Source organism: Sporosarcina ureilytica, assembly GCF_001753205.1.
GTDB lineage: Bacteria > Bacillota > Bacilli > Bacillales_A > Planococcaceae > Sporosarcina > Sporosarcina ureilytica.
The window spans coordinates 3,065,848-3,080,207 of the sequence record NZ_CP017560.1 but is presented as its reverse complement, the minus strand read 5'-3'; the positions used below and the strand labels follow the sequence as shown (position 1 = coordinate 3,080,207).

Below are 14,360 nucleotides of genomic sequence, written 5' to 3'. Positions count from 1 at the left end.
ATATTAGGGGGAAATAGTTATGTCATTAAAACATGTTATGGAAATGTATGAAGTAATGGATAGTATGCACGTTACAGGTGAATGTGTTGCAAATTATTTGAAAGCAATTAAACCTGATGCAAACGTTGAGGTAAAGACGGTTGAAGGAGAAAAAGGTTCTACTGATTTCGTGAAGGTCGTCGTACCGGGTCAGAATGGAAAACTGTCAGGTGGAAATGCGCCTACGCTAGGAATAATTGGTCGTTTAGGTGGAATTGGTGCTCGCCCAGAAATGATTGGTTTTGTTTCAGATGGTGATGGTGCACTTGCGGCGATGTCAGCAGCAGCTAAGTTATTAGATATGCAATTAAAGGGAGATACTGTGGAAGGAGATGTTGTGATTACTACGCATATTTGTCCAACAGCCCCTACTTTGCCACATGATCCGGTTCCTTTCATGAATTCCCCGGTAGATATTATGGAAATGAATAAACATGAAGTAACAAATGAGATGGACGCAATTTTATCCATTGATACAACGAAGGGGAATATCGTAACGAATCATTCTGGTTATGCAATTACGCCTACTGTAAAAGAAGGCTATATTTTACGTATTAGTGACGATTTACTTCATACGTATACGCAGTCAGCAGGACGTTTGCCTGTAACACTGCCGATTACAATGCAAGATATTACGCCATATGGAAATGGTGTTTACCATATTAATAGTATTTTGCAACCTGCAGTAGCTACGAATAGTCCGGTAGTTGGTGTTGCAATCACAACAGAAACAGCAGTAGCGGGTTGTGGAACAGGTGCGACCAGTTTAGTGGATGTCGAAGCAGCAGTACGTTTTGTTCTTGAAATCTCAAAAACATATGGACAAGGGAATTGTTCATTTTACAATGAAGAAGAATTTGCGCGACTTGTTAAATTGTATGGTTCGATGAATCATTTGCAAACTCAAGGAGTGGAGGTTTAATGATGGATAAACAACAATTAAAAGATTTATTAGTTTCTGAAGTGGAAAAGAATCAAGATGAATTAATTACGTTAATCGGAGATTTAATAAAAATACCTAGTGAGAATCCACCGGGTGATTCTACAGAAATTAGTCAGTTTATCGAAAAGTATTTAAATCAGTTTGACGTACCGGTGGAATGGCATGAGTCGACAGATAAGATGTATAATTTAATTTCTAAAATTGGGGATACGAACGGGAAGAGGTTAATTTATTGTGGACATACAGATGTTGTTCCAGCCGGTGATTTATCAAAGTGGTCATTTAATCCTTTTTTCGGTGAAGTAGTTGATGGTTGGATGTTAGGAAGAGGAGCAAGTGACATGAAAGCTGGGCTAGGGGGTCTCATATTTACAATTAGCTTATTGAAAAGGTTAAATATAGAGCTGCCTGGTGAATTGATTTTAGCGATTGTTCCAGATGAAGAAACAGGTGGAGAATACGGTGTACCTTGGCTATTAGAAAATAATCTACTCGAAGGAGACGGATGTTTAATAGCTGAACCATCTTCACCATACAACCCTACGATTGGACAAAAAGGTTCTTATTGGTTTGAGTTAACTGTGTATGGTGTCCCGGGACATGGTAGTTTATCACCATTAGCTGGAAATAACGCAATAACGGATGCGATTGCAGCGATTGAGAAAATTCGTGAGCTATGGAATGTGGAAGTTAATATCCCGAAAGAGGCACAGCCATTAATTGATATTTCGAAAAAATATATGCGTGAGGTAGAAACAGACAGAATCGCGTTTCAGCCTGTTCTCGACCATATCACTGTAAATATAGGGACAATTCAAGGTGGAACTAAATCGAATGTCATTCCTGAGAAATGTACAGTTGAAGTAGATTGTCGTCTTCCGTTTGGCGTAACTCACGATGAAGTGACGGATTATTTAACAAAATCTTTTGAAGAACTAGGTATTAATTATGAGATGAAAATGTTCGGTTTCCAAAGCACAGCCAATTATACGGATGCACAAGATCCAGTCTGTCAAGCTATCGTAGATAATATTACGTATGTGACGAATCATGAAGCATATGGGGTTATGCAGTGGGCAAGTAGTGATGCTCGTCATTTCCGAGATCATAATATTCCGGTATTGCAATATGGTCCTGCTTATTTACCAAGTATCCATGGATATGATGAAAAGGTACATGTTTCAGATATCATCCGATGTGCAAAAGTGTATGTAGCGGCAGCCGTCGATTATCTATATGAAGAATAGTAATTTATTTTTTGAATAGATATAATTAGGTGTATTTTATTTTAGAGGATGTGAGACTCTATTGTTAAAAACAGTAAATTTAGCTTTGCGTACATTGAAGATGTTTGATGATCAAAATTCGACTTGGGGTGGGCGTGAGCTTGCTCATGAGATGGGTGTAAATCATACTAGTTTGTATCGTATATTAGAAACGTTAGAGAACAACGATTTCGTGCGTAAGGATTTTGAAACGAAACGATATTCTTTAGGACCAGCGGTATGGGAATTGGGAATGCGCTATTACAGTCAGTTGAATATAGAGAAAGTCCTTCGTCCTTTACTAGATGAGCTATGTCACCTGACAGGAGAATCGGTGTTTTTTACTGTATTAAATAAAAATGAGGGTCTTACACTCATGGTTTCTGAACCTGAAAATAAAGTTAAATTTTCTGTGTCAGAAGGAAGTACAGCACCGCTTTATGTCGGGGCTTCGTATAGAGCTATTTCAGCTTTTCTTCCAGAAGAACAACAAGATGAGATTATTGGTGGAGAACTGACTCAATACACTGCAAATACTTTAGTAGACGCTGGTGATTTGAAAAAAGAACTTCAAAAAATCAGGGATAATTCATGGTCGCTAAGTCAAGGTGAATATACTCCGGACGTTAATGCTATTGCGGTACCTGTATTTGTGCATAAGGAAGTAATTGGATCGTTAACAATATCAGGTCCGATGTATCGATTTAGTGAAGCGCATTGTATGGAAGTATTGCCTGCTTTGAAGGATTTATCAGACACGTTTTCTAGTATACTTACTATTAATAATATTGAGATTTAGTTCTTTGGTGGTGCTGTTTTTGTGGCAGTGGTCAAGCCCCATGAAAATGGACACAGAATAATAACTTAAATTGTGCCACTAAGCCCCCTTACAATACGTAGTTAGGAAGGACGATGGTGATGAATAACCAAGTCTTTTCTGACTACGTTTTTTGCGAAAAATAGAAGTGACGGGTACCTGTGCAAAAAATATTCTGACAATACACTGCGATTGCATAAAATTTGAAAGGGGATATCGACAATATAGCGTGATTTGTCAATATCCCCTTGATTTTTTATTAAAAGCTCAATCTCTCATCTCCAAATAAGATAAAGAAACCTTCAAATTAGCATTCCGCTCTCTAATGTCATTAAGCAGCTCTTGATCTTTCGTGTCAACTTTGCTGCGAATCGCGAATGTGTATAAAATCATCGTTCCAAGATTAGTTGTTTCGACTTGACGAAGTCGATAGCTATCTGTTTTATCAGCAAGAATATCGTCAAATAAGTTTTCGTCGTTTAAGTTTTCAGGAACGGTAATTTTTAATATTTGTGTATCTTTACCCGCGCCGTAATCGACTTTAAATAAAATGTAGAAGATAAGACTGGCGAATAAAGTAAGTACGATTGCCAGTTCAAATTGAAATAAACCAGCTGTCATCCCCACACATAGCCCAAAGAAAATATACGCAATATCCTTGGCATTCGTCACTGCACTCCTAAAGCGAATGAGGGAGAAGACGGCGAATAAACCAAACGCAACCCCCGCATTTCCGCTGACGACGTTCATGACGACGGACACAATAATGCTCATCATCATAATCGTGTGTACAAAAGCTTGTGAATATCTTTCCCCAGTAAATGTAATTTGGTAGACCTTCGTAATGATTAAGCTAAGCAGTGCTGCAAGTGCCATCGCACCGATGCTCATCCAAATCGTCGGTTCTCCCTCTAGTCCGTTAAATTGAAATAAGTTGTTGATTGTGTCCACTTTTCCTGCCTCCAATTGTTGTCGTTTCCATCCACTCATTTTGTGGTAAGTGATGTCCGCTTAAAAGTTCTGTACTCGTGCAAAACTTTGAAGCACTTCTTTGTTCGCAATTTAAGTCTTGTAAATGGCGGGTGAGCCATAACGGAACACTGTCATTTACTTTGACTTCAAGTACAACAAGATTTTCGTCAATAAATCGTTCCCCAAATGCACCGTTTTCGACGGCCAAATCGTCATTCCGACATGTTAAATCCATATCGAACGTGACGCGTAGTTCGGGATCTGTCACACCGTGAAACGCGTGTCGATGATAGCTGACAATCATTTCTGGTTGTAACTGATAAAACTGTCTAAAATACTCGATTTCTCGTAGCACTTGTTCATTTGTTGATTGATAAGAATTAAGTTCTTCATCCAACCCAGTATCCATGAATCGATAAGCTTCCATTAACGGCATGACAACCCGTCTTTTATTCACCACGTTATTATGTTTTTGCTTTACTTCAAAAAACGCAGTGCCATGAATATCGGTCTCATCGTAGACACGCAGTCTCAGTTTTTGGCGGTACTTCAATTTGTTCTTCGTTTCATAGTAGATTTCCTGTTCATCATTTTCAAAATACAAACTCGTCACGGTATATTTTCCGTCAATCCCATATTTGTCATACCGCATATGCGGCATCATTCTTTCAACGAGTTGTTCATACTGCCACCGCGTAATTAAATACTTCTGTTCCCGGCGGCTAAAAATTTCAATAGCCAAGTCCTCACCTCGCTCACATTTGTTAACAACCTTTTGTTGGTTCACTACTATCATAGGATTTCATTATGTGAGTATGGTGTGAGGATTATTAGAAAGTGATGAGAGCGATTTGTATTGGTGCCAGTCACTCATTCAATTCGGGCACTATTCAGATAATTCTTGTATATGGTGCCAGTCACCCACTCAACTCGAACACTATTCAGATAACTCTTATGCCAATCATCTACGGCATTTTCACTTCCATCGGTGCATCATAATCCATAAAAGCATCCGCAAATAAAGCTTTGTCGGTTAATTCACGGAAAATGCCGTCGTAATAGCCAATCAGGTTATGGATGTTTTTTCTTTTGGTTGCTTGGAACAAGACGCGAACTGCTTGTATTGCAATGGTTTTCAAAAGTTCTCCTTTGTCCGCGTGAATATCGAATTTCAAAAGTCTTGTGGTGTGCACGCGATAAATGCCGTAAAGTTTGCTGGCCAGGCCTTCATTATTTTCTCCCGAGTAGGACTTTATTAGATCTTTGAAACGTGTGTAAAGTGTGATTGGAATCATAGGTTCTTCAACAATTGGTTGATTAGGTTCATGACTTAGTTCTGTTTTCGTTACTTGCTCATGTTTCGGTTCAGGAAGTTCAATTTGTTTATAGGGTAAAAAAATATAGAGATTGGCACCTTGTCCACCTGTTTTCTCGCGTGAAAATGATTGTCTTTTAAGTATCTGTAATCGCTCCAATTTTTCGACTGAGCGGCGAACAGTGCGGTCTGATTTATGTAAAGCCTTTGCAATTGTTGCTACTTTTAAGTGGGCAACGCCGGGATATTTTATCGCATATCGGCTTAACATCGTGAGTACGTTTTGATCCGTATCGTTTAATTGATATCTGTGGTCACTTAAATGCAAAGCGATAGCCTCGTTTAGTTCATATTTATTTGCGAATGATTGGTATTTGGTTAAATAGTTCATGGATAATCGGCCCCTTTAGTTTCCTGTCACTCTTTATATAGATTGGAATTTAGAAAAGGGATACACTTTTGAAAATTAATTTAAAAAACTTTTAATAGCTGATAGATGATGAATACGTATTATAAATACAAAGATTTTAGTTTAATAAAAAGATAGGTTCGGTTTTGGATTTATTGCCTGTAACCCTTGGGAGAGTAGGGCTGATGGAGAGGTGACGGGTGGACATGTCCGGCCGGTCATTTTATGTAATTACTTGAGTGACTGGCACCGAAACTGTCCACTAATAAACAAGAGTGCCTAACTCTCCATTGAAATTCTAGTTATTTGAAAACCTAGTGGTATATAAGAACTTAATATTTGTAAAGTTGAATACATGCTGAATTTTACGAATAGTCATTTACAAGTGAAAGACTATTGTTTATACTCTAATTAATAACTCTACTGGAGTAATTAATTAGAAAAACGTTTCAATATATACGTAAAGTGATAAATTCACATAAAAAAAGATTGGAGTTATTAACGTGGTGTTACAAACTAAACATGATCAAGGGATGCTCCGAAAGCATCATTTATTACTTTTATTAAAGACTATAAAGAGAGCCGGAACGATTTCTAGAGCCGATTTGGCGAAAATAACAAAGATGAGTGCAACAAGTGTAAGTAGAATTGTAAAAGACTTACTTGATCAAAACTTTATTGAGGAAGTTGGAGAAACAGAGGGGAATATTGGAAGGCGTGCTAGATTATTAGCCATAAATCCGAAAGGCGCTTTAATGTTTGGCATGAATATTGAGTTAGAATTTATTGAAATTGGTGTCGCAGACTTAAGTGGAAGCGTTCTTTATAAAGAAAAAAGGAAATTGGATTTAACAAATTCTCCCCAGACGATTCTTAATAATATTGCGGAATTTCTAGAGAGTATTAAAAATATGTATGCGGACTATGAAGACAGAATTTTGGGTTGTGGCGTGAGTATACCTGGAATTGTAGATTGGCCCTCTGGAAAAGTAATAACTAGCCCGCAATTTAAATGGAAGAACGTCGAAGTTGGAAGGATTCTGGAAGAGAAAACTGGAATGTCGGTATTAGTTGATAACCAGGTGAAAGCAATTTTGTTAGGTGAAAGTCTTTATGGTAGGGCGGTTGGAGTTGAAAGCGCAGCATGTATTTATATAGGCAGCGGCTTGGGCGGAGCATTTATGGATAAAGGAGAAATTATTAGAGGAGCAAATAATATAGCGGGAGAAATTGGTCATACAACTGTTACTCCAAATGGCATGCTTTGCAGTTGTGGCAAGTTGGGGTGTTTGCAAACTTACATTTGTACAACATTTTTAGAGAAGGAAAGCGGGCGGTCTTACCCGGAAATATTCAAAGCTAAAAAGAGAAATGAAGAGTGGGCAGTGAGTCTACTCGATAGGGCTGCAGAGTATTTAGCTTTAACTATTTCAAACGTTGTCTGTACTTATAATCCAGAGATAATAATATTAGCGGGAGCTTTAATAGAAGAGTATCCCGAATGGGTGGTTTCTGTTAAAGAGAAGCTAAAAAAATATATATGGAAAATAGAACAACAAATAGAATCACGAATCTATTATCAATCGGAGGCATCAATAGGTATTCTTGGAGCAAGTTGTCTAATTTTAAGTGAGTTTTTAGATTCACCTATAGCAATGTAATTTTTATTATTACTTATTGAAAGGGGGAATTTCATGTAGAAGTAGGAAGGGGGAACCATTAAGAAATATAATAAATTAGAATTGAGGGGGATTTTTTCAATGAATATCGAGTGGAGAAAATTGGAGCTTCCTAATTTTGGGATTCCAGAAGAGATGCCTGAAATACCAAGTTCTATTTATGAAGAGAGGTGCAACAAACTATATGCAAAATCAGAGTGTGATTGGGTAGTAGTTTATGGTGATCGAGAGCATTTTGCAAATCTCTTTTATTTAACTGAATTTGACCCTAGATTCGAAGAGGCAGTTCTTGTCTTAGGAAAAGATAATCAAAGATATTTATTAGTAGGAAATGAAGGAATGATGTATAAGAGTGTAGTTAAGCCGCAACTGGAAACTATACTATGTCAATCATTTAGTTTAATGGGACAAGATCGAAGTATCTCACCGCGTTTAGATGAAATACTTAAAAACATTGGCCTATCAAGTGGAAATAAGGTAGGAGTTGTTGGCTGGAAGTATTTAGAGGATGAAGAGAAACAAGACTTTAAAGGCTTATTTGTTCCAGCGTACCTCGTAGATTGCGTGGAAAGTCTTGTAAAAGATTCAGAAGCTATCGTTGATGTTTCATCTATTTTAATGCACCCTACGAAAGGGTTACGTGCTTACAATGAAGTTGAACAAATTGCAGTTTTTGAATGGGCAGCGACAAGAGCATCTGCCGCATTACACAGAATTGTGAAAGGAACCCAACCTGGCGTATCCGAATTGGAAGCGGTTTCAAAGATGGGCTACGCAGGAGAACCTTTAACGACGTATGTCATGTATGCTTCTGGTAAAAATGAAATAGTAGGCTTAAGGAGTCCAAGCGCTAAAAAAGTAGAAAAGGGCGATGGTCTATTTACAGCATTAGGATATCGCGGTGGGCTCAGTGCACGAGGCGGATTAGTAGATAGTGTTAACGATGAATATTTAGAAAAATGGGCGATTCCATATTATAGAGGAATTGCTGCTTGGTATGAATCAGTGTCTGTAGGTGTGAGTGGCGGCGATATTTATAATCACATTAGTGAAGAACTTGCCGTAGGCGGACTACGACCAGCATTAAATCCTGGACATTTAACGAGTTCGGATGAGTGGCTCCATACTTCATTTAGACCAGGGAGTAATGAAAAAGTATCTTCTGGAATGGCGATTCAATGTGACATCATCCCAGCACCTATGGAAGATGGTATCGTACTAAATTGTGAGGATTCGGTATTCTTAGCTGATCAACATTTGAGAGATGCAATTGCAAAGAAATATCCTGACATGTGGGAACGAATAAAAGCTCGACAGAAATTTATGCGTGGAGAATTAGGTTTACAGATTAGCGATGATATTCTACCGTTTTCTTCGACACCCGGGTATTATACACCATTGATTCTTTCCAATGACTATGCATTGACGGTCAAATAAATCAAATGAGTTAGTTCTAAAAAGTTTAATTACAATAATGTAAAGGTGGAAGAAGAGACTATGAAAAAATATAAATCTATGATTTGGGCTGTATTAATACTAGGAATGTTAATGATTCTAGCGGCATGTGGACAAGACGCCGGAACAGATGTTGATAATCAAGAAGATAAAGTGGAGGCATCAGATGACACTGATGAAAAAGAGTTTAAAATCGGACTGTCGATTCCAGATTTGACATTAGAGCGTTGGCAACATGACCGAGATCACTTCGTTCAAACCGCTGAAGAACTAGGTGCTACAGTATTAGTTCAATCAGCAAATAGTGATGAGGCGAATCAATTATCACAAATCCAAAACATGATTTCTCAAGGGATAGATGCACTTGTAATTATTGCAATAAACTCGGATGCTTTAATACCGGCTGTAGAACAAGCGAAAGCAGAAGGAATTCCAGTCTTGGCCTATGACAGGTTAATTAATAATGTTGAAATTGACGCTTATGTATCGTTTGACAATATTAAAGTTGGAGAAATGCAGGCGGAAGGAGTTCTAGCAGAAAAGTCTAGCGGAAAATTCTTTATGCTAGGAGGATCACCGACAGATTTTACTGCTAAATTGGTTCGAGAAGGTCAAATGAATATAGTTCAGCCCCTTGTTGACAGTGGTGAAATTGAAGTTATCGGTGACCAGTGGGCAAAAAACTGGGACGCCAGTGAGGCTATGGCAATAATCGAAAATACTTTAACAGTAAATAAAGACGATATCGATGCAATTGTTGCTTCAAATGACAGTACTGCTGGCGGTGCTATTCAAGCTTTAGCGGGACAAGGATTGGCTGGGAAGGTGGCAGTATCAGGTCAAGATGCTGATTTAGCAGCTGTTCAAAGAATTGTTGAAGGTACTCAATCTATGACTGTCTACAAGCCAATTAAGGAGCTTGCAGTACAAAGTGCAAATGCGGCAGTAGCATTGGCTAAAGGGGAAAAAGTAGAGGGTGATGGCTCTATTAATAACGGAGTAATGGATGTACCCTTCTTGAAGTTAGATATTGTGTTAGTAAATGCAGATAATGTAATTGAAACTGTAATTAAAGATGGTTTCCACACATATGACGATGTCTATAAAAATGTTCCAGAAGACGAGCGTCCACCACGACCATAATAAGTAACTTTAAGGGAGAGAGTTATACTCGCTCTCTCCACTTTATTTATTCTAAATAATAATAGTTTAAAGCTATGATTAGTTGTCAAAGCCAATATTTAGCCCGTTTCCTCAAGATTTATTCATGAATTTTTGAAGCTTAAGGAGGTGTAACCGAATTGGAAACATATGCACTCGAGATGAAAGGAATAACTAAAGAATTTCCTGGAGTATTAGCATTGGATAATGTTTCAATTTCGGTAAGAAAAGGTGAGATACATGCTTTATGTGGTGAAAATGGTGCTGGGAAATCAACCCTGATGAAAATCCTGAGTGGCGTCTACGCTCACAATGAATATTCAGGGAAAATAGTAATTAATGGAGAAAATGTTGAATTTAAGTCAATTAAAGAATCTCAAGATGCAGGGGTTTCAATTATTTATCAAGAACTTGCACTAGTTGAAGATATGACAATCGCAGAAAACCTTTTTTTAAGTCATGATTTAATAAGGAAAAAAATTATTAACTGGAACAAGATCTATGCAGAAGCTAAAAAGTGGTTACAGTACATAGGTTTAGATCTTGATCCGCAAACTCGTGTTGGAGATTTAACTGTTGGGAAGCAACAATTAATTGAAATTACAAAAGCATTAACTCAAAAAACAGAAATACTTATATTAGACGAACCAACTGCAGCATTAACAGAAAGTGACGTCGAAGTTCTCATGAATTTGCTTAATGAATTACGAGAGAAAGGTGTTACATGCATATACATTTCACACAAACTTAATGAAGTTATGTCACTTGCAGATACGGTTACTATTTTAAGGGATGGGAAAACGATTAGTTCAGATCCAATTGAACAGTTAAATGAAGATAAAATTATAACTAAAATGGTTGGTCGTGAATTGACAGAGTTATTCCCCTACGAAGCTCGACCAATTAGTACTGAAAACGTATTAGAAGTTAAGGCTTATACTACTACAGATAATTCAGGTTCAAAGGTTAGTGATAACGTTTCTTTTTCACTGAAAAAGGGAGAAATAGTTGGTATATCTGGACTTATGGGAGCAGGTAGAACCGAGCTGTTTATGAGTCTTTTTGGAAAGTTTGATGGAAAAAGAGATGGAAGTGTAATTGTTGATGGAGAAGACGTTAATATTAAAAGTCCGGCGGAAGCAATTCAAAAGGGCATCGCTTATGTCTCAGAGGATAGAAAGAGATTTGGACTAGTGTTTGGTATGAATATTACCCAGAATACGACACTTGCTGCTTTAAATAAGGTGATGAAAGTAAATTTAATAGATGCTGCTTTAGAATTACGAAGAACGATGGATTTAACAGAAAAGATGATGTTAAAAGCTCCTTCCTTGGAGGCGAGAGTTGAACAATTAAGTGGTGGGAATCAACAAAAAGTTGTTTTAAGTAAGTGGTTATTAACCAATCCTAAAATTTTAATACTCGATGAACCGACCAGAGGAATTGATGTTGGAGCGAAATATGAAATATATAAAATTATTAATGAGTTAGCAGCCCAAGGTGTTGGCATTGTTATCATTTCCTCGGAATTGCCCGAAGTGTTGGGGATGTCGGATAGAATTCTCGTGATGGCCGAAGGAAGAATTACTGGCGAGTTTTCAAGGGATGAAGCAACACAAGAGAAAATAATGCTATGTGCGACAGGGGGAGACAATCTTGAACAATCAGTCGGTAATAGATAAGACAGATGAACAAGAAAAGAAAGGTTTAAGCTTTAAATTTGACCTTCAAGCATACACGTTAATTATTGCCTTAGTATTAATTGCTTTGCTCTTCGGGATTATGACAGGAGGAGAATTTTTATCCTCAAGAAATTTATCCAATTTATCGGCGCAAATGGCGGTTATTTCTGTCATATCAATAGGAATGACATTTATTATTGTTGCTGGTCATATTGATTTGTCGGTTGGATCGTTAGTTGGGTTAACTGGGGGAATTGCTGCAATATTGCAAGTTTGGCATGGATGGAGCACTTTCGCAGTAATTGTAGCTGCGGTTGCAATCGGTGCATTATTTGGTGTTTGGCAAGGATGGTGGGTTGCTTACAGGGCGGTTCCAGCTTTTATTGTTACGTTAGGCGGTATGTTAATTTTTAGGGGAATCCTTATAGGATTAAGCAAAGGACAAACGATAGCCCCTTTAAATGATAGCTTTAAATATATTGGGAATAGTTATCTACCCCATGTGATAGGTTATGGGCTTGCATTTCTTAGTGTTGCATTATTAATTTTTGGAACGATAAGAAATCGTGCCAATAGAGATTCAATGGGATTAATGATACAGAGTTGGGTAATTGACTATGGAAAGGTTTCAGTTTATTCATTATTTATTTTATTAGCCACATATATGTTAAATCGATATTACGGCATTCCAACACCGATATTAATTGTCGTTTTCTTGGCTATCATATTTGTCTTTATTTCAAATAAGACTTCTTTTGGTAGATATATTTATGCAATAGGTGGAAATGCTGAAGCCGCAGCATTATCTGGAATAAATATTAAACGTAATACACTATGGGTGTTTATTATAATGGGGGGATTAGCAGGTCTCGCAGGAGTTTTGTTAACAAGTAGATTGAATGCGGCTACCGTTAATGCAGGAAATATGTATGAATTGGATGCTATCGCAGCTTGTGTTATTGGCGGTACAAGTTTAATGGGCGGTAGAGGAAAGATTATCGGAACATTAATAGGGGCTTTAATAATGGCCAGTATCGATAATGGTATGAGTATGATGAACGTTGAAACATTTTGGCAGTATATTGTAAAAGGTTTAATTCTCATTCTTGCTGTTTGGATTGATATTGCTAATAAGAAATAAGTACTGCTTGTGAAATTTAATAATGGGATAACCATTTATGTATATTAATAAAAAAACTGTGGAGGAATTACTTATTTCCTTTATCTCTAAAATCAGATTTTGTTGTAGATATAATTGAAGGCATTTGCTATATCAAGAAATTGGGGGTATTTATTCGTGACTTATTTCAAAGACATAAATAGTATTAAATATGAAGGTTCAAATTCATCAAATCCATTTGCATTTAAATTTTATAACCCGGAAGAAAAAATTGGGAATCAAACAATGGAAGAGTATCTTCGTTTTGGCGTAGCGTATTGGCATACATTTACGATGGATGGTTCGGATCCATTTGGAGCTGGAACGATGGTTCGTCCTTGGAATCATTATACTGGGATGGATTTGGCGAAAGCTCGCGTAGAGGCGGCGTTTGAATTCTTTGAAAAGTTGAATGTACCATTTTTCTGTTTCCATGATATCGATATCGCACCAGAAGGAAGCAGTTTACGAGAGACAAATAAAAACTTAGATACTATCGTAGATATGATTAGAGGATATATGAAAGATAGTAAAACAAAGTTACTTTGGAATACTGCGAATAACTTTACACATCCACGCTTTTTACATGGTGCAGCTTCGTCTAGCAGTGCTGATGTATTTGCATATTCAGCTGCTCGTGTTAAAAAAGGGTTGGAAATTGGTAAAGAGTTAGGAGCAGAAAACTATGTGTTTTGGGGTGGAAGAGAAGGTTATGAAACACTGTTAAACACAGATATGAAATTAGAAATGGATAATATGGCTCGTTTTTATCATATGGCTGTAGACTACGCGAAGGAGATTGGCTTCGATGCGCAGTTCTTAATTGAACCAAAACCGAAAGAGCCAACGACGCATCAATATGACTATGATGTAGCAACAAGCCTCGCATTTTTACAAAAGTACGACCTTCAAGATCATTTTAAATTTAATATTGAAGCAAACCATGCAACATTAGCTGGCCATACATTCGAGCATGAACTTCGTTATGCAAGAGTTAATAATATGCTGGGATCTGTTGATGCCAACCAAGGGGATCCGTTATTAGGATGGGATACGGACGAGTTTCCGACAGATGTGTATTCGGCAACATTGGCCATGTATGAAATTATTAAAAATGGCGGTCTAGGCAAAGGTGGTTTGAACTTTGACGCAAAAGTTAGAAGAAGTTCATTCACAGCGGAAGATTTATTCCTTGCGCATATTGCCGGGATGGATACGTTTGCGATTGGAACGAGAGTTGCACAGAAGCTTATTGAAGATAAAGTACTCGAGAACATTGTAGATGATCGTTATGAAAGTTATACGTCTGGCATTGGATTAGAAATTGTTAAAGGTAAGACAGACTTCCACAAACTTGAAGAGCACGTGCATAATTTAACAGATGTACAATTGTCATCTGGTCGTATCGAGCAAATTAAAGCGACAATTAATCAATACATTGTGAAAGCATACGCAGAAGCATAA

General features: G+C 37.4%; 12 protein-coding genes. 9 read left to right on the top strand and 3 right to left on the bottom strand.

From position 1 onward, the window contains the following. Positions 1-19 precede the first annotated feature (19 nt). The 3 genes from BI350_RS15020 to BI350_RS15010 all read left to right on the top strand — a co-directional run bounded on the left by BI350_RS15020 (position 20) and on the right by BI350_RS15010 (position 3,046). Positions 20-961, top strand: coding sequence for a DUF1177 domain-containing protein (locus BI350_RS15020; protein WP_075528886.1), 942 nt, complete (start codon positions 20-22; stop codon positions 959-961). Next, the gene (locus tag BI350_RS15015) at positions 961-2,229 is read left to right on the top strand and encodes a M20 family metallopeptidase (protein ID WP_075528885.1); all 1,269 of its coding nucleotides are present in this window, start codon (positions 961-963) and stop codon (positions 2,227-2,229) included. The genes BI350_RS15020 and BI350_RS15015 overlap by 1 nt, the downstream gene beginning before the upstream one ends. A gap of 61 nt (positions 2,230-2,290) precedes the next feature. Continuing rightward, on the top strand, positions 2,291-3,046 hold the full coding sequence (locus tag BI350_RS15010; protein ID WP_075528884.1) for an IclR family transcriptional regulator: 756 nt from the start codon (positions 2,291-2,293) through the stop codon (positions 3,044-3,046). A gap of 285 nt (positions 3,047-3,331) precedes the next feature. On the opposite strand, the gene BI350_RS15005 is transcribed toward BI350_RS15010, so the two are convergent. From BI350_RS15005 to BI350_RS14995, 3 genes are all read right to left on the bottom strand, one after another. Further along, complete coding sequence (locus BI350_RS15005; protein WP_245698269.1) at positions 3,332-4,015, bottom strand: DUF4956 domain-containing protein; 684 nt, start codon at positions 4,013-4,015, stop codon at positions 3,332-3,334. Next, a complete protein-coding gene (locus tag BI350_RS15000; RefSeq protein ID WP_075528883.1) occupies positions 3,984-4,778 on the bottom strand; it encodes a polyphosphate polymerase domain-containing protein in 795 nt (264 codons plus the stop codon). The genes BI350_RS15005 and BI350_RS15000 overlap by 32 nt, the downstream gene beginning before the upstream one ends. Before the next feature lie 223 nt (positions 4,779-5,001). After that, positions 5,002-5,742, bottom strand: coding sequence for a helix-turn-helix domain-containing protein (locus BI350_RS14995; RefSeq protein WP_075528882.1), 741 nt, complete (start codon positions 5,740-5,742; stop codon positions 5,002-5,004). Between the two features lie 521 nt (positions 5,743-6,263). Between BI350_RS14995 and BI350_RS14990 the strand changes: the two genes are divergently transcribed. The 6 genes from BI350_RS14990 to xylA all read left to right on the top strand — a co-directional run bounded on the left by BI350_RS14990 (position 6,264) and on the right by xylA (position 14,360). After that, positions 6,264-7,421 carry an ROK family transcriptional regulator gene (locus tag BI350_RS14990; RefSeq protein WP_075528881.1) on the top strand — a complete coding sequence of 386 codons (1,158 nt, stop codon included), beginning with the start codon at positions 6,264-6,266 and terminating at the stop codon, positions 7,419-7,421. Between the two features lie 99 nt (positions 7,422-7,520). Further along, positions 7,521-8,876, top strand: coding sequence for a M24 family metallopeptidase (locus BI350_RS14985; RefSeq protein WP_075528880.1), 1,356 nt, complete (start codon positions 7,521-7,523; stop codon positions 8,874-8,876). A 60-nt stretch (positions 8,877-8,936) separates the two neighbouring features. Beyond that, complete coding sequence (xylF, locus tag BI350_RS14980) at positions 8,937-10,037, top strand: D-xylose ABC transporter substrate-binding protein (RefSeq protein ID WP_075528879.1); 1,101 nt, start codon at positions 8,937-8,939, stop codon at positions 10,035-10,037. A 158-nt stretch (positions 10,038-10,195) separates the two neighbouring features. After that, the gene (locus BI350_RS14975) at positions 10,196-11,737 is read left to right on the top strand and encodes a xylose ABC transporter ATP-binding protein (protein WP_082295110.1); all 1,542 of its coding nucleotides are present in this window, start codon (positions 10,196-10,198) and stop codon (positions 11,735-11,737) included. Continuing rightward, positions 11,712-12,878, top strand: coding sequence for a sugar ABC transporter permease (locus tag BI350_RS14970; RefSeq protein WP_075528878.1), 1,167 nt, complete (start codon positions 11,712-11,714; stop codon positions 12,876-12,878). Before BI350_RS14975 ends, BI350_RS14970 begins: the two co-directional genes overlap by 26 nt. A gap of 156 nt (positions 12,879-13,034) precedes the next feature. Beyond that, entirely contained in the window at positions 13,035-14,360 is a 1,326-nt protein-coding gene (gene xylA, locus BI350_RS14965; RefSeq protein WP_075528877.1) for a xylose isomerase, read from the top strand.